The 20,952-nt window shown below is 65.1% G+C and carries 23 protein-coding genes; 7 read left to right on the top strand and 16 right to left on the bottom strand.

The window, feature by feature from the left end; translation table 11 throughout:
- Positions 1-20 precede the first annotated feature (20 nt).
- The 16 genes from ABUE31_RS00800 to ABUE31_RS00725 form a co-directional block, all read right to left on the bottom strand.
- Complete coding sequence (locus ABUE31_RS00800) at positions 21-917, bottom strand: MBL fold metallo-hydrolase (RefSeq protein WP_367721573.1); 897 nt, start codon at positions 915-917, stop codon at positions 21-23.
- 15 nt (positions 918-932) lie between these two features.
- Entirely contained in the window at positions 933-1,376 is a 444-nt protein-coding gene (locus ABUE31_RS00795; protein ID WP_367721572.1) for a DUF6691 family protein, read from the bottom strand.
- On the bottom strand, positions 1,376-1,804 hold the full coding sequence (locus ABUE31_RS00790; protein ID WP_367721571.1) for a YeeE/YedE family protein: 429 nt from the start codon (positions 1,802-1,804) through the stop codon (positions 1,376-1,378). Before ABUE31_RS00790 ends, ABUE31_RS00795 begins: the two co-directional genes overlap by 1 nt.
- A complete protein-coding gene (locus tag ABUE31_RS00785) occupies positions 1,801-2,118 on the bottom strand; it encodes an ArsR/SmtB family transcription factor (protein WP_367722490.1) in 318 nt (105 codons plus the stop codon). The genes ABUE31_RS00790 and ABUE31_RS00785 overlap by 4 nt, the downstream gene beginning before the upstream one ends.
- Positions 2,119-2,219: 101 nt before the next feature.
- Entirely contained in the window at positions 2,220-2,423 is a 204-nt protein-coding gene (locus ABUE31_RS00780) for a YgaP family membrane protein (RefSeq protein ID WP_367721570.1), read from the bottom strand.
- 213 nt (positions 2,424-2,636) lie between these two features.
- The gene (locus ABUE31_RS00775) at positions 2,637-3,002 is read right to left on the bottom strand and encodes a RidA family protein (RefSeq protein ID WP_367721569.1); all 366 of its coding nucleotides are present in this window, start codon (positions 3,000-3,002) and stop codon (positions 2,637-2,639) included.
- 12 nt (positions 3,003-3,014) lie between these two features.
- Positions 3,015-4,121, bottom strand: a complete 1,107-nt coding sequence (locus tag ABUE31_RS00770; RefSeq protein WP_367721568.1) for an alanine racemase — start codon at positions 4,119-4,121, stop codon at positions 3,015-3,017.
- 56 nt (positions 4,122-4,177) lie between these two features.
- Entirely contained in the window at positions 4,178-4,531 is a 354-nt protein-coding gene (locus ABUE31_RS00765) for a VOC family protein (protein ID WP_367721567.1), read from the bottom strand.
- A complete protein-coding gene (locus ABUE31_RS00760) occupies positions 4,531-5,532 on the bottom strand; it encodes a Gfo/Idh/MocA family protein (protein WP_367721566.1) in 1,002 nt (333 codons plus the stop codon). Before ABUE31_RS00760 ends, ABUE31_RS00765 begins: the two co-directional genes overlap by 1 nt.
- Before the next feature lie 17 nt (positions 5,533-5,549).
- Positions 5,550-6,329 (bottom strand): SDR family oxidoreductase, encoded by a 780-nt coding sequence (locus ABUE31_RS00755; protein ID WP_367721565.1) that lies wholly within the window; start codon positions 6,327-6,329, stop codon positions 5,550-5,552.
- Complete coding sequence (locus tag ABUE31_RS00750; RefSeq protein ID WP_367721564.1) at positions 6,326-7,504, bottom strand: hypothetical protein; 1,179 nt, start codon at positions 7,502-7,504, stop codon at positions 6,326-6,328. The genes ABUE31_RS00755 and ABUE31_RS00750 overlap by 4 nt, the downstream gene beginning before the upstream one ends.
- An 11-nt stretch (positions 7,505-7,515) precedes the next feature.
- The gene (locus ABUE31_RS00745) at positions 7,516-8,718 is read right to left on the bottom strand and encodes an amidohydrolase/deacetylase family metallohydrolase (RefSeq protein ID WP_367721563.1); all 1,203 of its coding nucleotides are present in this window, start codon (positions 8,716-8,718) and stop codon (positions 7,516-7,518) included.
- Between the two features lie 74 nt (positions 8,719-8,792).
- Positions 8,793-9,878 (bottom strand): Gfo/Idh/MocA family protein, encoded by a 1,086-nt coding sequence (locus ABUE31_RS00740; RefSeq protein ID WP_367721562.1) that lies wholly within the window; start codon positions 9,876-9,878, stop codon positions 8,793-8,795.
- A 71-nt stretch (positions 9,879-9,949) separates the two neighbouring features.
- A complete protein-coding gene (locus ABUE31_RS00735) occupies positions 9,950-11,086 on the bottom strand; it encodes an ABC transporter substrate-binding protein (protein ID WP_367721561.1) in 1,137 nt (378 codons plus the stop codon).
- Between the two features lie 73 nt (positions 11,087-11,159).
- Positions 11,160-12,002, bottom strand: a complete 843-nt coding sequence (locus tag ABUE31_RS00730) for an ABC transporter permease (protein ID WP_367721560.1) — start codon at positions 12,000-12,002, stop codon at positions 11,160-11,162.
- Between the two features lie 7 nt (positions 12,003-12,009).
- Entirely contained in the window at positions 12,010-12,831 is an 822-nt protein-coding gene (locus tag ABUE31_RS00725; protein WP_367721559.1) for an ABC transporter ATP-binding protein, read from the bottom strand.
- A gap of 289 nt (positions 12,832-13,120) precedes the next feature.
- Between ABUE31_RS00725 and ABUE31_RS00720 the strand changes: the two genes are divergently transcribed.
- The 7 genes from ABUE31_RS00720 (at position 13,121) to ABUE31_RS00690 (ending at position 20,946) form a co-directional block, all read left to right on the top strand.
- On the top strand, positions 13,121-14,050 hold the full coding sequence (locus ABUE31_RS00720) for a MurR/RpiR family transcriptional regulator (RefSeq protein WP_367721558.1): 930 nt from the start codon (positions 13,121-13,123) through the stop codon (positions 14,048-14,050).
- A gap of 42 nt (positions 14,051-14,092) precedes the next feature.
- The gene (locus tag ABUE31_RS00715) at positions 14,093-15,874 is read left to right on the top strand and encodes an NAD(P)-binding domain-containing protein (protein WP_367721557.1); all 1,782 of its coding nucleotides are present in this window, start codon (positions 14,093-14,095) and stop codon (positions 15,872-15,874) included.
- 118 nt (positions 15,875-15,992) lie between these two features.
- On the top strand, positions 15,993-16,769 hold the full coding sequence (locus ABUE31_RS00710) for an SDR family NAD(P)-dependent oxidoreductase (RefSeq protein ID WP_367721556.1): 777 nt from the start codon (positions 15,993-15,995) through the stop codon (positions 16,767-16,769).
- A gap of 87 nt (positions 16,770-16,856) precedes the next feature.
- Entirely contained in the window at positions 16,857-18,035 is a 1,179-nt protein-coding gene (locus ABUE31_RS00705; protein WP_367721555.1) for an ABC transporter ATP-binding protein, read from the top strand.
- Positions 18,036-18,038: 3 nt separating this feature from the next.
- Positions 18,039-19,154: an ABC transporter substrate-binding protein gene (locus tag ABUE31_RS00700; RefSeq protein ID WP_367721554.1), complete on the top strand. Its 1,116-nt coding sequence runs from the start codon at positions 18,039-18,041 to the stop codon at positions 19,152-19,154.
- A 95-nt stretch (positions 19,155-19,249) separates the two neighbouring features.
- On the top strand, positions 19,250-20,149 hold the full coding sequence (locus tag ABUE31_RS00695) for an ABC transporter permease (RefSeq protein ID WP_437344072.1): 900 nt from the start codon (positions 19,250-19,252) through the stop codon (positions 20,147-20,149).
- The gene (locus ABUE31_RS00690; RefSeq protein ID WP_367721552.1) at positions 20,146-20,946 is read left to right on the top strand and encodes an ABC transporter permease; all 801 of its coding nucleotides are present in this window, start codon (positions 20,146-20,148) and stop codon (positions 20,944-20,946) included. Before ABUE31_RS00695 ends, ABUE31_RS00690 begins: the two co-directional genes overlap by 4 nt.
- The last annotated feature ends 6 nt before the right edge of the window (positions 20,947-20,952 follow it).

Genomic DNA, 20,952 nt, shown 5'->3' with positions numbered 1-20,952 from the left:
CGACGGCCCTGGCGCTCTCGCTAGAGAGTGTTGACGGGCACCTTGAGGAACGTCTTGCCGCTGTCGTCCGCCGGCGGGAGTTGGCCCGCCCTCATGTTGACCTGCAGCGATGGGATGATGAGCCTGGGCATGTCCAGCGTCGCATCGCGGGACTCGCGCAGCTTCACGAACTCGTCCTCGCCAATGCCCTTGCCGACATGGATGTTGTGCTCGCGCTCATCGGCGACCGTAGTCTCCCACTGGATGTCGCGACCGTTCGGGCCGTAGTCGTGGCACATGAACAGGCGCATCTCGCCGGGCAGCGCAAGCACACGTTGGATCGAGCGGTAGAGCGTGCGGGCGTCGCCACCCGGGAAGTCCGCCCGGGCCGATCCGCCGTCCGGCATGAACAGCGTGTCGCCGACAAAGGCGGCGTCGCCGATGCAGTGGGTCATGCAGGCGGGCGTGTGGCCCGGCGTATGGATGACATGCGCCGTCATGCCGCCGATCTTGTAGCTGTCGCCGTCCTTGAACAGCCGATCGAACTGCGAGCCGTCGCGCTGAAACTCGGTGCCCTCGTTGAAAATCTTGCCGAAGGTGTCCTGGACGATGGTGATGTTCTCGCCGATGCCCAGCTTGCCGCCAAGCTTCGTCTGGATGTAGGGCGCCGCCGAAAGATGATCGGCGTGGACATGGGTTTCGATCAGCCATTCCAGCCTCCAGCCGTGTTCACGGATGTAGGCGATGATCTTGTCGGCGCCGTCATAGGTGATGCGGCCGGCGGCGTAGTCGATGTCCATGACGGAATCGACCACCGCGCAGGCGTCGGACGCCGGATCCTTGACTATGTAGCTGATCGTGTTGGTCGGCTGGTCGAAGAACGGGACGACAACGGGCGAGACCGAAAGATCAGGCGTGAAGGGAAGCGGTTCAGCCATTTGAAAGGCTCCTTTTCAGGCGTGTTTCGAGGCGACGGCGGCGCTTGTCGCCTGGCGCAGAAGGCGCGCCAGCACGATGCCGGCGATCATCGCCGCGACAAAGATGAAGGCTTCGGATTTCATCAGGCCGAGCGCGGGGATGGCCCCACCCGGACAGAAGCCGGCAATGCCCCAGCCGACGCCGAACACCGCCGATCCGGCCAGCAGCGGAAGATCCAGTTCCTTCTTGGCCGGCAGATGGAACTTCTGCTCGAACGCCGGAGCCGGACGCTTGAAGACCAGGAAGTAGCCGATGCTGGTGATCACGAGCGCTCCGCCCATGACGAAGGCGAGCGAAGGATCCCATGTTCCGGCGACATCAAAGAAGTTCAGCACCTTGGCCGGATTGATCATGCCCGATATGGCGATGCCGGCGCCGAAGATCAGGCCGATGACGAGAGCGGAAAGGACGCGGGCCATCAGAAGCCTCCCAGAACGTGGCGGACGACGAAGACGGTGACGGCGGTGGACGCCATGAAGGTCAGGGTCGCGCAGATCGAACGAAGCGACAGGCGGGCCATGCCGCAGACGCCGTGGCCCGACGTGCAGCCGGAACCGTATGTGATGCCGACGCCGACGATCAGGCCACCGATGACAAGCCAGGGGGTCGGCACGGGGCTGTCGAAGCCGATGGCGTAGTCGCTGAAGGCGAGGATCATGGCCGGAGCTGCGATCGCGCCGACAAGGAAGGCAGCCCGCCAGGCCCAGTCGGAGGCAAGCGGCGGGATAACGCCGCCAAGGATGCCCGACATGCCGGCGACGCGGCCGTTGAAAGCCATCAGAAGGACGGCGGCCAGGCCGATCAGCCCTCCGCCTGCAAGCGAAGCCAATGGAGTGAATTCGGTCATGGTGTCGGTCTCTGCGTTTTGCTTTTGTGTTGCGGCGGCCGGCAGAAGAGCCGGTGCATCGTGCTGATGAAGATTTCGACCCGCGGATCGCCGAGCCGGTAGAAGACCTGCTTGCCTTCCTTGCGGCCGACGATCAGGCCGGCAGCCCTGAGCTCGGCGATCTGCTGCGACAGGCCGGGCTGGCGGATGCCCAGCAGCTCCTCCAGCTCGCGCACCGAGCGCTCGCCGTCGATCAGCGCGCATGCGACCAGGAGCCGGTCGGGGTTCGCGAGCTTCTTCAGAAAGCCCGACGCCTCGTCGACATTGGCCTTCATGGCGGCGGCGTCCGCTGGCGGATCCAGCGGAACCGGCTGCCCCGGCGGCTGCCGCCGCGAGGCATCCTGCCCGCCGTCGGTGTGGACCGTCTCGCGAAGGTTCACTTTCCGCTCACCGCCGGGCAGGTGTTAATGCCCGCGATCGAATAGAGCGGGCAACTGGACGCGAGGCCGGTCAACAGCGGCACGAGGCCGACCAGACCCCACCAGCGCACACTGCCTTCAAGAAGGAAGACGAGCGAAAGGAGGGCTATTCCGACGACGATCCTGACGATGCGATCAGCGCTTCCGACGTTCCTGGTCATGCGTGGCTCCCTTGTTTCTTCGATTAAGATATAATGATTGCAAAAAAATGCAAGTGTAAGCCAAAAAAGATTGTGACGGCCATCAGCAACGCCGAGGACCGCCACTCAGGTCGAGGATGAGGTTTGTAGGCAGTTCGCCTTCGAGGTGGCGATCAGCCACCCCGGCGGCGCTCCTCCGGAGGCCGCTTCGACCTCCGGATGTCTGCCGATCGCCTACAACGGCTTGTAGGCCACGGCCTCGATCTCAACCAGGATGTCGATCATCAAACGCGACTCGGCGGTCGACCGCGCCGGCTGATCCTTGGGGAAGAACGGCCCGTAGGCGGCGTTGAACTCGGCGAAATCTTCCGCGCGCTTCAGCCAGACCGTCGTCTTCACGACGTCGGACAGTTCGCAGCCCGCCAGCGCAAGCGCGGCGGAAATGTTCTCGAGCACCTTCCTGGTCTGCGGGCCGACGCCGCCTTCGACGATCTTGCCATCCTTGTCGACGGGAACCTGCCCGGACACGAAGACGTAGTCGCCGGCGCGCACGGCCGGAGAGAGCGGAACATGGGAGGTACCGAAATGCTGTCTCGTCATATCTTTTCCTTTTCAAATCGATTTGCCTCGCGCCTCGACGGGCAAGGCGCCGGCAAGCTTGCCGTCGTTGACCACATACATGCGATCGAACAGGTTGGTGACCACGCAGGTGTGATTGGGCAGGACGTGGATCCGGTCGCCCACCTTCGGCGGGACGGCGCAGCCGGAGACGTCGACCATTCCGTGCTCCTCGTTGAGCGCGTAGATCACGGCTTCCGGATGCTCCAGAATCTGGCCGTGGCCGTTCAGGCCAAGCAGATCCGAGGTGAGCGCCTTCGAGCCGGCGTCGATGATCGCGCGCTCGGCGGTCGGCCGGCTGACGACGGTCGCCAGCACGGTCATCGCGCACTGCTCGGGTGTCGCGGTGTCACGCGAAAGCAGCGCCCGATCGTTGTAGATGTAGGTGCCGGCCCGGTACTCGGTCACCGGCGCCAAGCCGTCGTCCTTCCACATGTCCGGGCTGCCGCCGGACGAAACGACCGGCACATCCAGACCAGCGGCCGCGCAAGCTTCGATCGTTGCCTGAAGGACCTGCTCGCCCTGCAGGCGTTTGCCCGCCGCCGGATAGGTCATCAGGCCGCCGAAGCTCAACCCCTCGCTTGCGGCGATGTGCTTGGCCAGACCGGCGATGTCGGCCGGGTCAGCGAGACCGCACCGCCCGGCCCCCGACTCGATCTCGACGAGCACGCGAATGCGCGCGCCCGCCGCCTTCGCGGCGCCGGCAACGGCGTCGACCGCCTCCTGGCTGTCTGCAACGACGGCAAGCTTGGTTCGCTTGGCCACCTCGCCCAGCCGGGCGAGCTTCGCCGCGCCGAACGTCATGGTGGTCAGGAACAGGTCCCTGATGCCGGCATCCGCCATCACCTCAGCCTCGCCGACGGTCTGGACGGTGATCCCCTTTGCGCCGAGTTCGACCTGGCGCAACGCCCATGCGACGCTTCGGTGCGTCTTGATGTGCGGCCGGTTGACGAGGCCGGCTGCGTCGCAGCGTTCCTGCCACCGGCGCAGGTTCGCGTCGGCGACGTCGGCGTCGATGAGAACGGCCGGCGTTTCCAGCGTTTCAAGGGTCCGGTTGACGGGCTGGAGCCGCGAACGCACGGCCTCGGGCAGTTCAGTCATGGGGGTACGATCCTGTCACAAAGCGGGCCGGCGACGAGCCGCGCGGACGCGGCTCCCTAGTTACCGAACCAGCCGTCCTTAAGATAGCGCATATACTCGAAAACCATGCCGTGCTTGCGCACGAAAACGACCTCGAGGAAATCGCCGACCGTGAAGGGCGGTATCAGGATCTCGACGCCTTCGGCCTCGAGATGCGGCCTCAGGTCCTTGACCCGGAAGGCGACATGCGGGTTGTAGCGCACTGCATCCGGCACGGTGGAATCGTCGCGGTAGCGCAGGAATTCGATGTGCTCCGGATGGTTGCGCGGGTTGGTGACCCAGATCTTCGAGGCTTCGACCCAGTCCTCCTGCGGCTGCACTTCGGTCGTCATGATGCCGACATGATCGAAGACGAAATCGGGCTCCGCCATCACGCGATCCTCACGACGTCGCCGCTGCGCGCCGATTCCTCGGCGGCGAGCGTGGCTTGGAGCGCGGCGGTCGCATCTTCCGGAGTGCCGATCGTGACCGGCTTCCCGTTGATCGCGCAGTCGGCGAAATAGTTGAACTCTTCGCGCAGGGCGCCACCGCGCACGCCGTTGAACATCGGCCAGTAGGTGGTGTCTGGCGAATGCAGCCTGTTGCCGTCGACGATGCCGAGATTGGGGAACGTGTCCTGGACCTGGATGATGCCCTCGGTGCCGATGATCGACATGCGCTCGTCGATGTCGAACGGCGTCTTTTCGGGCATACACCACACCGTTTCCAGCGTCGCGGTGGCACCGCCGGCGAAGCGGAACATCGTCTGGCCGATGTCGGGATGCTTGAGGCCGCGCACGTCGGTTGTCTGGGCATAGGCCGAGACGATCCTGTCGCCGGTGAACCAGAGCATGATGTCGGTGTCGTGGATGGCGTCGCCGACGATCGGGCCGATCTTGTTGAGGATGGTCGGCGTCCACGCCGCCGGGATGTTGCGCCGCGACGACATGGCAACGATCTTGCCGATCCGTCCTTCGTCGATCGCCTGCTTGGCCATCCGATAGCGGGGGTTGAAGCGGACGACATGACCGATGAAGAGGATGCCCTTCGCTCCCTTCGATGCCGCGGTGATCGCGCGGCCGTCCTCGACGGACGAGGCGATCGGCTTCTCGAGAAACACATGCTTGCCGGCCTTGAGTGCGGCAACGGCCGGCTCGCGATGCTGGTCCCACATCGTGCAGATCGAAACTGCGTCGATGTCCGGATCGGCCAGCAGATCGTTGTAGTCGCGGTAGAGTTTCTTCACGCCGAACTTCTCGCCCATCGCGGCGAGCCTGTCGGGCGTGCGCGTGCAGAGCGCCGCGAGTTCCAGGTTGGGTACGCCCGCTATGGTTTCGGCATGGATTTCGCCGAACCAGCCAAGTCCGATTACCCCGATGCGCAAACGTTCCATGTCAACTCCCCTGGGAACTAGAAATCCTCGAGCGTCAGCTCCCGCGCCATGACGATGTTGCCGGCGGTCAGTCCGCAGTCGACCGGGATGGCGGCGCCCGTCACCGCGCTTGCGGCGTCCGAAGCGAGGAAGGCGATGACGCAGGCAACCTCCTCGGGCTCGACGATGCGGCCGAGCGGATACCAGCGCTCGAGTTGCTTCAACACGTTCGGGTCCTTGGCCTTGCGTTCATCCCAGATCGGCGTGCGCACGGTGCCAGGCATCACGCAGTTGGCGCGGATTCCATAGCGGCCGTACTCCTGCGCCAGCGACCTGGTCATGGCGATCATGCCTGCCTTGGCCGCGCTGTAGGCGGGGTCGCCGAGCGCCGCGAGGCCGTTGACCGAACCCACATTGACGATGTTGCCGGACCGGCGTGCCACCATCTGCGGCAGCACCGCATGGGCGCAGGCATAAGCGCCGTTCAGGTTCGACGCCATGTCCGCCTCCCAGCCGGCCGGGTCGGTGGCGGCCAGCGTCGGATGGCGCGATACGCCGGCATTGTTGATCAGCAGATGCACGTCGCCGAAGCGCGCGAAGGCGGCTGCCACCTCGTCAGCCCTCGCGATGTCGGCCACTGCCGCTGTCGCCTTCATGCCGTCGCGGCCGAGCGTATCGGCCAGGGCGTGCACCTTGTCGCTGCGGTCGAGCGCGGCGATGCTGGCGCCTTCCTGGCCGAAGAAGCGGCAGAGCCATTGTCCGATGCCGCCAGCGGCACCGGTAATGGCGACGGTCTTTCCCGAAAACTGGCCGCTCATGTCGTCCCCCGCAAGGCATCGCCGATCCAGGCGAGGTTCGCCCGCCGAAGATGACCCCAATTGTAGAAGGCGAGATCTTCCACGCCGCCTTCGCGCAAGGCAGCGATCGCTTCCAGGAACTCGCCCTTGCTCGCAAGGTCGGGATGCGACGGGCGCAGGATGCCGCGCAGCGTCCCCTTGCCCTTCAGCCGTCGCCTGATGTCGAACAGGTCGGCCTTCACCCGCATCGCGCTGGGTTCGTAGAAACAGGCTTCGACAATGCCGGCGGTGTCGGCCATGGCGGCGAGGTCGCTACCCTCGTACCAGGCGCCGCCCGTCGGTCGCGCGACGGATGGGATCACCGCGACCTCGGCGTCCTTGCGGACGGCGGAGCGGATCTCGCCGATCAGCGACGTGACGACGCCGCTGCGGAAATCGAGATAGCGGCGCAGGTCTACATTGGTTGCGACATCCGCCCGCCAGAACGCCTCGGCCATGTCGGCGGGATAGTCGATATCGCTGTCGAGATAGGTCGCGACGTCGCCGGCGACCTCCGCCTTGAAGCGACGGGCTTCGATTCCGGCCTTCTCCGCCCCGGCAACGCAGTGGCTGCAGAAGCAGAGGCCAAGCATGTTCTCCAGCCAGACGTTCGACTTCATCAGCGCGAACTCGTGATGATAGCCATGCGCGTAGGGCGTGAAGCCGGGCGCCTCCACGGAAATGCCGCGCACGGGATAATTCTCCGTGACGTCCCTGGCGAGGCCGACCGCGTAGGCGCGCGCATCGGGCGACGAGGGGCAGAGATTGTAGAAATAGGGATCGTCGAAGGCATTGCGGACGACCGCTTGCGGGTGGACCATGCCGAGACGCGTATTGTGCAGCAGCACGAGCCAGACATTGACCGCCATGCTGCCGTCGTCGGTCAGCTCGCGTAGCAAGTCGCGTTCGCCGAGCGGCCCGTTGGTCGCCGGCTTGATCGCGCCGTAGCGCGAGGGATCGGCGTTGAAATAGACGGTGCCGTCGTCGGGGAAGAAGACCTTGCCAGCCTTGCCGTGCGGACGCATGAACTTGCCGGCGTGGTAGCTGCCGGCGATCGTCACCGTGTCCAGCCCGAGATCACGGAACTCCGCGGTGGCCGCGGCGACGCCGGTTTCCGCCAGATCCCAGGCGTAGGTGTAGATCGCCTTGTAGCTCAACGCATACCTCCTCAGTGCTGGTGTCCCTGGCATCCGCCAAGGATGAACGGCTCCTCGAAGGGCCGGCGCGCGACCTCCATCGATTTGCCTCCGAGATAGACCGCGACCGGCTGCAGAAGGGTCGTGCCTTGCCGCCTCACGCCAACCACGTCCTCGAACACGTAGTTGCTATCGACCTGCTGCAACACGGTGATGTCGGCGGGAGCGCCGACGCCGAGATGGCCGAGTTCGGGCCGGCGAATTGCAAGCGCCGGCCGGTTCGCCGACATGCCGATGACGTCGGGCAGGGTCATACCGCAATTGAGCAGCTTGCTCATGGTGTGCAGGAGGTCGAAGCCCGGTCCCTCGACCGCGATGACATGCACGTCGGACGAGATGAGGTCGGGCAGGAAGCCGTCCTTCAGCGCACCCTCGGCTGTTTCGTAGCCGAAGGCGCCCATTCCGTGGGCGATGTCGAACAGCACGCCGCGCTCGCGCGCGTCGCGCACCGCGCGCAGCACCTTGCCGTCGGCATCCAGCGCCGAGTTGGGTGACGGGCGGAAGCAGTGGGTCAGGATATCGCCCGGCCGCAGCATGGAAACGACGTCGGCATAGCTCGGGGGCGCGGTCCCGATATGCGTCATCAAAGGCAGGCCGACGGCATTGGCTGCCTCCAGCGCAAGTTCCAGCGCGCCGAGACCGAGTTCGCCGGTGACCGGACCGCCGATCCGCACCTTGACGCCGACGATGCGGTCGCGGTTCTGCTCGATTTTGGCAACGCAGCGGTCGACCGGCAGCATATGGCGCAAGGTCGCCTCGCCGATCGAAACGCCCTTGTCGAAGCCGAAGATGCCGGGAAACGAGATGTTGAGGAACGCGAAGATGCGATAGGGCGAGTTCGCCATCACATAGTCGCGGAAACCGTCATAGTTGCCCGCGCCGGCGCTACCCGCGTCGACCAGCGTCGTCGTTGCCGAACGTCGGGATATGAAACCGGGATCTATGCTGAGCGACGTCGCCTTGTGGTAGACATGCGTGTGGATGTCGATCAGGCCTGGCGCAACGATGGCGCCACCGACGTCCTCGACACGCTTGGCCTGGCCGGCGAGGTCGCTGCCGACGGCGGCGATCCGGCCGTCCTTGATCGCAACGTCGAGCACGCCGTCCACGCCGTTGCGTTCATCGAGAACGCGACCGCCTTTCAGGACGAGATCAAAGTCTCGCACGGCACTCATCGGGATTTCTCCGTTGGTTCAGCCGGCACCGGGCAGGCCGCAAGGCCCGCCCGCATGTGCTCAGGGAATGGCCCTCAGGCCAGTTCGACGACGCGCTTCTCGTTGATCGACTGCTCGGCCGCCAGCACGATGCGCAGGCTGTTGACCGCGGCGTCCATCGATTCCGTCAGGTCGAGATCCTCCTGGATGGCCTTGAGGAAGAAGGCCTGCTCGCGGTCGCACAGTTCCTGGTGGCCGGGCTCGTCCGTCATGTTGAACATTTCGTCTTTCTTGACGAAATTCTTGTCCGGACCGACCTCGGCATGGTGGTAGCGGATGGCGTCGGTCTTGGTGTGCCGGTCGATGTCGGCCGAATCCGAGATATCGGCCAGCTGGTCCTTGCCCTCGGAATGGCCAGGCACGATGGAGACGGCGCCTTTCGGACCGACTACGTCCTTCACGAAGAAGGCTTCCTCGCTCATCATAGGGCCCCAGCCGGCCTCGTACCAACCGACCGAACCGTCGTCGAAGGTGACGTGCAGGTGGCCGTAGTTGGGCTTGTCCGCTTCGGCCCACAGCTTGGCGCCGATGCCGTGCACGCGCACCGGCTTGGCGTCGGTCAGCTGGCACATGACGTCCACATAGTGCACGCCGCAGTCGACGATCGGGATCAGGCTGTCGATCAGGTTCTTGTGCCAGCTCCAGGCCGGCCCGTTGCTCTGCTGGTTGAGGTTCAGGCGCATCACCAGCGGCTTGCCGAGCGTCTTTCCGAGCTCGATGAACTTCACCCAGCTCGGATGGACGCGCAGGATGTAGCCGAGCACCAGCTTCTTGTTCTTCTCGCGCGCCAGCTTCACCACCGCCTCGGCGTCGGCGATGTTTGTCGCCAGCGGCTTCTCCATGAATACGTGGGCGCCGGCGTTGATCGCCTTCATGGCGTAGTCGGCGTGCGTGTTCGGCCAGGTGTTGATCGACACCGCGTCCGGCTTCGTCACCCGCAGCGCCTTTTCGTAGTCCTCGAAAAGCGGATAGCCCTTCAGCTCCTCGGGGATCTTCTTCGACTTGATCGTGCGGCTGGTAAGGCCGACGATCTCGAAACCGGGATTGCGATGGTAGGCGCTGGCGTGCGAGGCGCCCATGTTGCCGAGACCGACGACGAGTACTTTCACTTTATCGGCCATCTGGCCCTCCCCATCCGCTTGTCATGTGGTGGGGCGGCTGAACGCCGCCCCACACTGTTCTTCGACGCAGGTCAGCCCTTGACGGCCTGGTCGTAGAGATGCGCCTTGACGTTCTCGACGTCGATCGCCGCGAAGGCGTCGCTGAGCTTGTAGGCATCGGCGTCCGCCTTGACCTTCGCGTGGTCGAAGTCGTTGGCCGCCGCGATGCAGGCGTTGGAGCAGACGTCCTCGGCCTTGATCGGGTTGGAGACCTGCTTCAGTTCGTAGATCTTGTCGAAGAAGGTCTGCCACGCGCCCATGTCGTGGTCGCCCCAGCCGGCGCGCTTGTCCATGTCTCCGCGGAACACGGTGATCTGCTGAAGGATCGACGTGGTTCCGAGGTCGGGGCCGATGTTGGTGGCGAGCGTCGGGAACTGTTCGAACACGGCTTCGACGGCTGCGCGCGGGTTGTGGTAGCCGAACTCGAGGCCCATCGCCCAGGCGCGCAGGTACTTGTCGAGGAACGCCTTCTTGTCGGGATCCTCGAGATCGGCGGCGCGCACCACGAAGGTGTTGGCGAAGAGCGGCGAATGCTGCACGCCCAGCCAGTATTCGAACTCGAGCTTGCTGCCGATCCATTCGGCGCGCAGGCCCTCCCACGACAGCGCCGCGTCGCCCTGGCCGGCGGCCAGCGCGGTGCCCCAGGTCGGCCAGCCGGCCTCGGCGTACTTCACCTTGGTGACGTCGACGCCCTGAACGGCCAGCATCGGATCGACGATCGACTGCCAGGCGGCCGAGCCGAGGAGGATGGTCTTGCCTTCCAGCGTCTTCAGGTCGTTGGTGCCCTCGCCCTTGCGGAAGGCCAGGCTGAAGGTGTCCTTGGCGCCCATGTGGAAGGCCGACTTCAGCTTCATGCCGTTCTCGAGGCCGAAGGAGAACACGCCGGGCGACGGGAAGCCCATGTCGGCCTGGCCGACATCGACGAACTTCACGGTGGCGGTGCCGTCGGACGGGCCAGGCTGCATGTCGGTCTCGATGCCGAGATCCGAGAAGTAGCCCATCTTCTTGCCGATCCAGTAGGGATAATCGTCGAGCACCTCGAGCGTGCCGCGCGGCGAGATCCAGGTGAACTTCGGATAGGCCTCGGCGCTGGCGACGCCGGTGCGGCCGAGCGTGCTGGCGGTTACCACGCCGGCGGCGGAAACCTGAAGGAATGTACGGCGATTCATCATGTCAGTTACCCCTATGTTGACGTTCGTTTCATTGTTCTACTTCTGGCGCCGTTTCCTCCCGGCGGCAGTCTCAGGCCTCCCAGCTCGCGAATTTCTTGCCCAGCTGGAAAAAGAGCACATAGATCAGGATGCCCAGCAGCGAGAGGATCAGAACGACCGCGAAGAACTGCGGCATCTGGATCATCGACGAATAGGACGTCAGGCGATTGCCGAGGCCGAAGCCGCCGCCGACCATCTCGGCGCCGACGGCGGTCAGCAGGCCGAAGATCGAACCGACCATCAGGCCCACGAAGATCATCGGCAGCGCCATCGGCGCCCGCACCTTCCAGAATATCTGCAGCGTCGATGCGCCATACGAGCGGGCAAGCGCGATCTTGCCGGAATCGACGCGGCGGAAACCGGTCGCGGCATTGATCATGACCATCGGGCCGGAGGCGAGCGCGACGGCGATGATGCGTGGCTCGTAGCCGAAGCCGAAGCGCAGGATCAGCAGCGGCACCAGCGCCAGCATCGGCGTCGTCACCAGCAGAAGGATGTAGGGCGTGACGATCTTCTCGACGAACGGAAACTGCGTGATCACGGCTGCAAGCACCAGACCGACCGAAGCGCCTATGGCGAAGCCGGCGAGCAGTTCGACGAGCGTGTGCCCGAGATGCGGCGCGATCAGCGGAAATTCGGTGACGAGGGCTATCGCGATCTCGCTGGGCCTGGGAAGGACGTACTGAGGCACCTCGAAGACCGCGACCAGCAGCTCGGTGCCGCCGATGATGAAGACGGCGACGAGAACGATCGCCAGCACTTCGCCCAGCGACTTGATTCCCGCCCCCGACGTCAGGGCCGACATGTTTGTGATGCCGACGTCGCCGCCGGCGGACTTGGCCTTGAACTCGGGAATTGCGTCGGTTTCGCTCACGCTGTCCTCACTGTGCTTCGGGCTGGGCTTCGGCGACCCGGGCCGGATAGCGGCTCTGTTGCGTGCCGACGATTTCCAGCTTGATCACGTTGGTCAGGTCGAAAACTTCCTTGGTCGACATGATCTCCGGCGAGCGGGGGCGCGGGAACGGCACCTCGTGGATGCTCGCCACGCGCCCTGGCCTCGGGCTCATCACGACAATTCTGTCGGACAGGAAGATCGCCTCCTCGATCGAGTGCGTGATCAGCACGATGGTGGTCGGCGTGTCGAGCCAGATCTCCTCGACCAGCCGGTTCATCTCCTCGCGCGTGAACGCGTCGAGCGCGCCGAACGGCTCGTCCATCAAGAGGACGGAGGGCTTGTAGGACAGCGCCCGCACCAGCGCGGCGCGCTGCTGCATGCCGCCCGACAACTCGCGCGGGAAGCGGCTGCCGAATTCGTCCAGCCCGACGCGGCCGAGCAGGCTGTCGATCCAGGCGCGATCAGGCTTCGTGCCCATGATCTCGAAGGGGAAGTTGATGTTGGCGTCGAGGTTGCGCCAGGGCAGCAGGTTGGCCTCCTGGAAGACCATGCCGATATCTCGGCTCGGACCCGTCACCGGCTTCCCGTCGAGCAGGACCTCGCCGGACGTCAGCCCGTGCAACCCGGACATGGACCAGAGGAAGGTCGTCTTGCCGCAGCCGGACGGACCGACGATGGAAACGATCTCGCCGGCCTTGATGTCGAGCGAACAGCGATCGATCGCGATAAGGTCGCCCGAGCGCGTATGGTACGCCTTCGTCGCGTTCCTCACCCGCAGCTTCGGTTGTCCGGAAGTGTCTTGCGTCATCGGCTCGCCGTTCCCCTGTCGACGTCAGGGCGGCATTGTGTGATGCTCGAAGCCGCCCTCATATAGTTTGTAACTATCCGACTTTCTAAGTCAAGCAATCAAAATGAGCTACCCCATGAATCGCTTGCGAAACAGATATGTTTGAAATATATGGATTTTCCTAGCTTGCAACGACTGTAAGTTTCTTACAGGATGTCGATGCAGTACGAGTTCTGGGCCGGATTGAAAAGAACGAGCGAAATATCGGATCGTCACGATGGCAGATGCCGGATTGCAGGGGGGACGCGCGATGCCTCGGGCAGGCGGAGAACCGGATGACACCTCGGAACCCTACGCCGGGCTGATTCCCGACATCCTCTCGCAGATCAGGGTTTCCTACAGCGACCTACGCCCGGCGGAAAAGCGCGTCGCCGACGCCGTCCTTGCCGACGTGACCTTTTCGGTCGATGCCTCGAATGCCGAGATCGCCAGGCGCGCAAATGTCAGCGAACCGACAGTGACGCGATTCTGCAGGGCGATCGGCTGCGATGGCGTCCGCGACTTCAAGCGCAAGCTCGCGCAAAGCGTGGTCGTCGGACATTTCTATCTCGCCCCCCTGCCCCCGCCCGAGCCCAACCAGAACGGCTCGCCACTCTGGAACATCGTGTTCGGCGAGGCGCGCATGGCCCTAAACGCTGTCGAGCGCAGCATCGATCCGGCCGATGTGCTGCGCGCTGCCGATCTCATCGCGGGCGCGCGCCAGGTGTTGGTGTTCGGCCTCGGGGGCAGTTCGACGGTGCTCGCGCAGGAAACCCAGAACAGGCTTTTCCGCTGCGGCATCATCGTGACCGCCCACTCCGACCCCTATGTGATGAAGATGACGGCGTCGACGGTGAAGCCGACCGACGTCGTGATCGCCGTCTCGAGCACCGGCCGCACCCGGGAAGTCGTCGAGGCGGTGTCGCTCGCCAGACACTACCGGGCCAAGGCGATTGCGATCACCGCGCCCAAGTCGGACCTGGCGTCCGAGGCCGACGTGACACTTGCCGTCGACGTTCCGGAGTTCCCCGACCCGATGAAGCCGACCGCATCACGCTACGCTTTTCTGGTGATCCTCGACCTGATCTCGACCGCAGTCGGGTATCGCCTTGATCCCGAATCGCGTGAAACGCTCCGCCGCATCAAGTACACGATCCTGAACCACCGCAAAGGCAAGGTTCTGGAGCCGCTCGGCGACTAATTTCAGGCGGCGTTTCCTGCCGCGCAATCAGAGGTAAATGGAATGCACGACACCGCACCTGCAGCAAAGGCTGCCGCCTGGCTCGCCGATCTGGGCGAACGTCTCGGTCGCGGGGAGATCGCGAGAGCGCTCGAACTCTTCGCTGACGACTGCTACTGGCGTGACCTCGTCGCCTTCACCTGGAACGTGAAGACGATGGAGGGCAAGCCCGCCATCGCGGCCATGCTCGAAGCGACGCTCGCGCGGACGGCCCCTTCGTCCTGGCAGGTCACCCAGGCTTCCGGCACCGGAACGGAACCCGTCCAGGCGTGGTTCACCTTTGCAACGGCGACCGGAAAGGGTCGCGGGATCCTGACGCTCGAGAGCGGCAAGTGCCGCACAATCCTGACGACGCTGCAGTCGCTCGACGGCCATGAGGAGCCGCTTGGCGCGACCCGCCCGATGGGTGTGCGCCACGGCGCCGACCGCAACCGAAAGAAATGGACCGAGCGCAGGGCGGCGGAAGAGGCCGCCTACGGCAACGGCGCCGACCCCTACTGCCTGATCATCGGCGGCGGCCAGGGCGGCATCATGCTCGGCGCGCGCCTGCGCCAACTCGGCGTTCCCGCCGTCATCGTCGAGAAGAACGCCAAGGCCGGCGATTCCTGGCGCAACCGCTACCGCTCGCTCGTGCTGCACGATCCCGTCTGGTACGATCACCTGCCCTACATTCCCTTCCCCGCCAACTGGCCCGTCTTCACGCCCAAGGACAAGATGGGCGACTGGCTGGAAATGTACGTGAAGGCGATGGAACTGACCTACTGGGGCGGCACCGAATGCACGTCGGCAAGCTTCGACGAGAAGGAGAAGCGCTGGACGGTCGAGCTTGTTCGCGACGGCAAACCGGTCACGCTGCGGCCGGCGCAACTCGTCTTCGCGACCGGCGCCTACGGCCCGCCGAAGTTCATCGACCTGCCGGGCGCTTCCGATTTCAGGGGCGAGGTGCTTCACTCGAGCCAGTACTCGGACGGCTCGGCCTATGCCGGCAAGAAGGTGGTCGTCATCGGGGCGGCCAGTTCCGCCCATGACGTCGCCGTCGACCTCTGGGAGGCCGGCGCTGACGTCACCATGGTCCAGCGCTCGCCAACCACGGTGGTCCGCTCGGAAACGCTGACGGAACTCGCCTTCGACACCTACAGCGAGGCGGCGGTCGAACGCGGCATCGACGTCGACACCGCGGACCTGCTCGGCGCGGCGACGCCGTTCGCGCTGCAGCCGGCCAAGCAGAAGGCGCTCTACGACCGGATTCGCGCGCGCGACGCCGAGTTCTACCGCAAGCTGGAGGCGACCGGCTTCCTGCTCGATTTCGGCCACGACGAGACGGGGCTGATGATGAAGGCCTACCGCACCGGCTCGGGCTATTATGTCGACGTCGGCGCCTCCCAGCTGATCATCGACGGGGAGATCGGCATCAAGGCCGGCGTCGGCATCGAGACGCTGACGCCTGGTGGCATCCGTTTCGCCGACGGCTCGGAAATCCAGGCCGACACGATCATCCAGTCGACGGGCTTCCAGTCGATGCACGAAGTGGTGGCCAAGATCGTCTCGCGCGAAACGGCCGATTCGATCGGCACCTGCTGGGGGCTCGGCTCGGGCACGCGCAACGATCCCGGCCCGTGGCACGGCGAGCTGCGCAACATGTACAAGCCGGTGGCGCAGGAGAACCTCTGGTTCCAGGGAGGCAACCTCGCGTTGTCGCGCTTCTTCTCGAAGTTCGTCGCGCTGCAGATCAAGGCGAGGATGGAAGGCATCCCGACGCCGGTCTACGCCACACCGCTGGTCTAGCGACCGACGAGAGGCACGGCGGGGGCGCGGCGCTTCGCCCCTTGCCCGTGCTCTCTGGCTGATGCTTCTATGCAGCCATGGCTCGCCGCTGCGGCCACCCCCACGCGACGAGGCGACGATGCAGGACGTTTTCAAGGCTTTTTCTCTGGTGGGCCGCATTGCCGTCGTCACCGGCGCCAACCGCGGGCTCGGCCGCGCGATCGCCGAAACGCTTGCGGCAGCCGGCGCAACGGTTGCCGCCGGTGCGCGCGATCCGGCGTCTCTGGACGAAACCCTCGGCGCCATCCGCGCCCAGGGGGGCACGGCGGTCCCGCTGGCGCTTGACGTCCGCGAGATCGACGCCTGCTCAACCGCGCTTGGCGAACTCACCGGCCGGCTCGGCCGCATCGACATCCTGGTCAACAATGCCGGCTACGAGGAGGTGCGACCGTCGCTCGACGTCGACGAGGCGCTCTGGGACCGCATCGTCGATACCAATCTCAAGGGCGCCTTTTTCTGTGCGCAGGCGGCGGCGCGGTCGATGGCGGCGGGCGGGCACGGCGGCAGCATCATCAATCTCTGCTCGCTCACCTCCTATGTCGGCATCCCGACCGCCGTCGCCTACGGGTCCTCCAAGACCGGCCTGCTCGGCATGACGCGCGCGCTCGCCGCGGAGTGGGCGCCGGCGGGCATTCGCGTGAACGCCATCGCACCGGGCTATTTCCGCACCGATATGACCGAGGTCTTCTACAGCGATGCGGCCTGGGAAACGTCGATGCTCGCCAAGATCCCGCAGGGGCGCTTCGGCCGGATGGAGGACCTGTCGGGCGCCGTCCTGTTCCTCGCCGGCGATGCCTCAGCCTATGTGACCGGCCATTGCATTCCTATCGACGGCGGCTATCTCGCCTCAGTCTGAGCGCCCATCAGCCTATTGCCGGGCGATGTTGTACATGCTTGTATATACCACACTGATGCACCGACTTGCCCCTTCAGGGAATACATAATGCGCCATGCGCCCGATCTTGCGGCAGATGACGCCGTCCCGGCCGTTTCCGTCCGGAACGTCAGCAAGGTGTATGACGGCCTGCATGCGGTGAAGTCCGCGTCCTTCGACCTGGCCAGCGGCAGGTTCCTCACCATCCTCGGCCCTTCCGGCTCGGGAAAGACAACGCTGCTGCGCATGATCGCCGGCTTCCTGCGTCCGACCAGCGGGGAGATCGTCATCAACGGCGAAGCCGTCAGCGCGGTGCCGCCGCACAAGCGTTCCATCGGCATGGTGTTCCAGAGGCTGGCGCTGTTCCCGCACATGACCGCGGCCGAAAATGTCGCCTTCCCGCTCAAGATGCGCCGGGCCGACGCGCGAACGATTCCGGAGCGGGTCGAGCGTTATCTCGACCTCGTCAAGCTGACTGGTCTCGGCGGCCGGCGGCCGCATGAACTGTCCGGCGGCCAGCAGCAGCGTGTAGCGATCGCGCGCGCTCTGGTTTTCGAACCCGACCTGCTGCTCCTCGACGAACCGCTGGCGGCGCTTGACCGCAAGCTGCGGGAAGAAATGCAGCTCGAGTTCCGCCGCATCCAGCGCGAACTCGGCGTCACCACCATCAACGTCACGCACGACCAGCGCGAGGCGCTCGTCGTTTCCGACGAGGTGATCGTGATGGACGGCGGCGAAATCCGGCAGAACGCCCATCCCGTTGAGACCTACCGCAAGCCGGCCAGCGCCTTCGTGGCGGGCTTCATCGGCGTCACCAACTTCATTTCCGGCGCGGTCACAAAGGCTACCGGCGACCTGGTTTTCTTCACGCAGGGCGCGCACCGGTTCACCGGGCGCCTGGCTGGCGGTGGAGCGGTCGTGGTCGGCGACGAGGTGCGCGGCGCGGTGCGCGCCGAGCTGGTGCGGATCGCCACCGACGCCGACGCGCTGAAGGACATGGACGTCGTCCTGCCCGGCACTGTGGCCGACGTCATCTTCGAGGGCGATCGAGTCGTCTACGAGGTGCAGGCGCCGCTTCCTGTCGACGGCCTTCTGCGCATCTTCGACCGCGACCCCGCGAGCCACAACCAGCTCGACGCTGGCGCGGCCGTCTTCGTCGGCTGGAACGGCGTCGACATGCACGTTTTCAAAGCAAATCCGGACCACGCCGAAGCTGGGGCGGGAACCCGGTCAACCAGAGGAGAATGAACGATGAAAGGCACGAAGTTTCTGACCGACACGATTAGCCGCCGATCCTTCATGCAGGGCGCTGCCGCCGCCGGTGGCGTCGCCGGAATCTCGGCGCTCGGCCTGCGCCCGGCGATGGCGCAGGAGCCGGACAAGCCGGCTGAACTGATCATCCGCGCATGGGGCGGCAGTTGGGTCGACAGCCTCAAGGCGGGCGTCTCCGACAGCTTCACCGCCAAGACCGGCATCGCCATTCGCCACGACCTGACCGAGGACAACGAGATCCAGCCCAAGGTCTGGGCCGCGGTCGCCCAGGGGCGCGTTCCGCCCATCCACATCAACTGGGACACCACCACCAACGCCACCAAGTCTGCGCTGCGCGGCGTCACCGAGGATCTGTCGGACCTCCCGAACCTGAAGAACACCACCGACCTGGCCAAGCCGGTCGGTCTCGATGGCTACCCGATCGTCAACACCTATGGCTATGTCTACGTCCTCGCCTATCGGCCGGAGGCTTTCCCCGACGGCGCGCCGAAGTCCTGGAAGGACCTGCTCGACCCGAAGTTCAAGGGCCGCCTCGCCTTCTACAATGACGGCATCGGCTTCCACTTCCCCGCCCAGGTCGCCGGCGGCGGCAAGCTCGAGGACATCCCCGGCAACATGCAGCCGGCCTGGGACTTCATCACCAAGATGAAGGAGCAGCAGCCGCTGCTCGGCGAGGACCCCGATTTCACCACCTGGTTCCAACGCGGCGAGATCGACGCGGCCTGCACGATCTCCACCAACGCCCGCGAGGCGAAGAAGAACGGCATCGACATCAAGTGGGTGGTGCCCGAGGAAGGCTGCAAGTTCGACACCGACGGCCTGTGGATTCCCAAGGGACTGCCGGCGAACGAACTGTACTGGGCCAAGGAATACATCAACCACGCACTCACCGTCGAAGCGCAGCAGGTCTGGCTCGACGGCCTCGGCCTGCCCGGCGTCGTCCCCGGCGTCAATCCGCCGGCGGACCTGGTCGGCGACCCGTCCTATCCGACCAAGCCCGAGGACTTCGAGAACCTGATCCGCATCTCGTCCAAGATCCAGGTCGAGAACGAGAGCGAGTGGTTCGCCAAGTTCAAGTCGATCATGCAGGGCTGATCCATATCGGGACCGCCGTCTCCGGCGGCGGTCCCATCTTGTCACGGAAAATCCTCGTGCGATCGACCAAAGCCTATCCTATCGGCTGGCGCGTCATGGACGCTGCGGAAGCGCTTGCAGCCGCGCTCTGGCCGGCGCGGTTCGGCAAGGCGATCCCCTATCTACTGATCGCCCCGGCGGTGCTGGTGGTCGGCCTCCTTGTGCTCGGTCTGGTCGAAATCACAGATGCCAGCCTGCGCACGCTCGACACCTCGACCTTCCTGCCATCCGACTACTACACGCTCGCGAATTTTGAGCGCGCCTTCACCGAATCGCTGTTCCGGACGGTCGCAACGCGAAGCCTGCTCGGCGCGGTGATCGTCACCGCGATCACGCTGGTGCTCGCCTTTCCCTACGCCTACGTGATGGTTCGCACGCGGTCGCCCTGGCTGCGCAAGATCCTGCTCATCGCGCTCTTCCTGCCGTTCTTCATCGGCCAGGTCGTGCGCGCCTATGGCTGGCTGATCGTCCTCGGCAACCAGGGCATGGTCAACGAGGCTCTCGGGCTGATCGGCGTCGCGCCGCTCAGGCTGCTCTACAACTATCCTGCCGTGCTGTTCGGCCTCGTCCAGTACATGCTGCCTTTCGCCGTCCTGATGCTGGCGCCTGCCATGACCGCCATCCCCGAAGAACTGGAAGCGGCGGCGCAGTCGCTCGGCGCCAACTGGGTTCGCGCGATGGTCCACGTCGTCCTGCCGCTCGTGAGGCCAGGGCTCGTCGGGGCTGGACTGGTGGTGCTGACGCTCTCCCTGACCGACTTCGCGATGCCGGCGATCCTCGGCGGCGGGTCGCAGGACTTCATCGCCAACGCCATCTACGACCAGTTCTTCCGCACCTCCGACCAGGGCCTCGGCGCGACGCTAACGCTCCTTCTGGTCGCCGTCGGCTCGCTGCTCGTCGGCCTCGTCTTCACGGTCTTCGGCGCAGGAACCCTGGCGAAGGAGGCGCGCCGATGACCATGCCGCTCAGCCAGCGCATCGTCTTCTGGACGGTCGTCTGCTGCGTGCTGGCGATCCTGTCGATCCCGACTGTCGTCGTGGTCGGCGCCTCGTTCACGGCCGGCAACATCATCGCCTTTCCGCCGGAGGGCCTGTCGCTCAAATGGTATTCCAGGATCGCCGGCGCCGGCGACTTGTGGCGCGCCTTCGGCCGCTCCCTCTATGTCGCGGCGGTCTGCACTGCACTCGCCATTCCCGTCGGCACGCTGGCCGGCATCGCCTTGGCGAAATACCGCCTGCGCTTCGAGACGCCGTTCCAGATCTACCTGCTTTTGCCCTTTACCATTCCTCTGATCGGCTCGGGCATCGGCCTGATGCTGCTGTTCGGCGAGATGCGCATCCTCGGCCAGCTGTGGCCAGTCGGCGTCGCCTGCACGGTGATCAACCTGCCGTTCATGATCTGGGCGGTCATGGCCAGCGCGTCGGGCCTGGAACCCGACCTCGAGCTTGCCGCGGCGAACTGCGGCGCGCCGCCGCTTTCAACGTTCTTCCACGTGACGCTGCCGGCGGTCGTACCGGGCATCATCAGCGGCTCGCTCCTGATGTTCATCCTGGCGCTCAACGAGTTCCTGGTCAGCCTGCTTCTCGTCGATGCCCGCATCGTCACGCTGCCGGTCCAGATCTACAATTCCATCCGCTCGATCATCACGCCCGACCTGGCGGCGATCTCCGTGATCTTCATCGCCTCGGCGGTGGCTGCGGTGATCCTGCTCGACCGCCTTGTCGGGCTCGAGATTTTCCTCAAGTCGAAATGAAGGCCG

The sequence above is a fragment of the Mesorhizobium marinum genome (assembly GCF_040813675.1).
GTDB classification, from domain to species: domain Bacteria; phylum Pseudomonadota; class Alphaproteobacteria; order Rhizobiales; family Rhizobiaceae; genus Mesorhizobium_K; species Mesorhizobium_K marinum.
The sequence above is the reverse complement of the archived record's forward strand: the minus strand, read 5'-3'. Positions and strand labels throughout refer to the sequence as shown.

What these genes read in the sequence shown, in the direction of transcription:
- ABUE31_RS00800 (WP_367721573.1), bottom strand. Translation starts at nt 917, where the DNA reads ATGGCTGAACCGCTTCCCTTCACGCCTGATCTTTCGGTCTCGCCCGTT.
- ABUE31_RS00795 (WP_367721572.1), bottom strand. Translation starts at nt 1,376, where the DNA reads ATGGCCCGCGTCCTTTCCGCTCTCGTCATCGGCCTGATCTTCGGCGCC.
- ABUE31_RS00790 (WP_367721571.1), bottom strand. Translation starts at nt 1,804, where the DNA reads ATGACCGAATTCACTCCATTGGCTTCGCTTGCAGGCGGAGGGCTGATC.
- ABUE31_RS00785 (WP_367722490.1), bottom strand. Translation starts at nt 2,118, where the DNA reads ATGAAGGCCAATGTCGACGAGGCGTCGGGCTTTCTGAAGAAGCTCGCG.
- ABUE31_RS00780 (WP_367721570.1), bottom strand. Translation starts at nt 2,423, where the DNA reads ATGACCAGGAACGTCGGAAGCGCTGATCGCATCGTCAGGATCGTCGTC.
- ABUE31_RS00775 (WP_367721569.1), bottom strand. Translation starts at nt 3,002, where the DNA reads ATGACGAGACAGCATTTCGGTACCTCCCATGTTCCGCTCTCTCCGGCC.
- ABUE31_RS00770 (WP_367721568.1), bottom strand. Translation starts at nt 4,121, where the DNA reads ATGACTGAACTGCCCGAGGCCGTGCGTTCGCGGCTCCAGCCCGTCAAC.
- ABUE31_RS00765 (WP_367721567.1), bottom strand. Translation starts at nt 4,531, where the DNA reads ATGGCGGAGCCCGATTTCGTCTTCGATCATGTCGGCATCATGACGACC.
- ABUE31_RS00760 (WP_367721566.1), bottom strand. Translation starts at nt 5,532, where the DNA reads ATGGAACGTTTGCGCATCGGGGTAATCGGACTTGGCTGGTTCGGCGAA.
- ABUE31_RS00755 (WP_367721565.1), bottom strand. Translation starts at nt 6,329, where the DNA reads ATGAGCGGCCAGTTTTCGGGAAAGACCGTCGCCATTACCGGTGCCGCT.
- ABUE31_RS00745 (WP_367721563.1), bottom strand. Translation starts at nt 8,718, where the DNA reads ATGAGTGCCGTGCGAGACTTTGATCTCGTCCTGAAAGGCGGTCGCGTT.
- ABUE31_RS00740 (WP_367721562.1), bottom strand. Translation starts at nt 9,878, where the DNA reads ATGGCCGATAAAGTGAAAGTACTCGTCGTCGGTCTCGGCAACATGGGC.
- ABUE31_RS00735 (WP_367721561.1), bottom strand. Translation starts at nt 11,086, where the DNA reads ATGAATCGCCGTACATTCCTTCAGGTTTCCGCCGCCGGCGTGGTAACC.
- ABUE31_RS00725 (WP_367721559.1), bottom strand. Translation starts at nt 12,831, where the DNA reads ATGACGCAAGACACTTCCGGACAACCGAAGCTGCGGGTGAGGAACGCG.
- ABUE31_RS00720 (WP_367721558.1), top strand. Translation starts at nt 13,121, where the DNA reads ATGCCTCGGGCAGGCGGAGAACCGGATGACACCTCGGAACCCTACGCC.
- ABUE31_RS00715 (WP_367721557.1), top strand. Translation starts at nt 14,093, where the DNA reads ATGCACGACACCGCACCTGCAGCAAAGGCTGCCGCCTGGCTCGCCGAT.
- ABUE31_RS00710 (WP_367721556.1), top strand. Translation starts at nt 15,993, where the DNA reads ATGCAGGACGTTTTCAAGGCTTTTTCTCTGGTGGGCCGCATTGCCGTC.
- ABUE31_RS00705 (WP_367721555.1), top strand. Translation starts at nt 16,857, where the DNA reads ATGCGCCATGCGCCCGATCTTGCGGCAGATGACGCCGTCCCGGCCGTT.
- ABUE31_RS00700 (WP_367721554.1), top strand. Translation starts at nt 18,039, where the DNA reads ATGAAAGGCACGAAGTTTCTGACCGACACGATTAGCCGCCGATCCTTC.
- ABUE31_RS00695 (WP_437344072.1), top strand. Translation starts at nt 19,250, where the DNA reads ATGGACGCTGCGGAAGCGCTTGCAGCCGCGCTCTGGCCGGCGCGGTTC.
- ABUE31_RS00690 (WP_367721552.1), top strand. Translation starts at nt 20,146, where the DNA reads ATGACCATGCCGCTCAGCCAGCGCATCGTCTTCTGGACGGTCGTCTGC.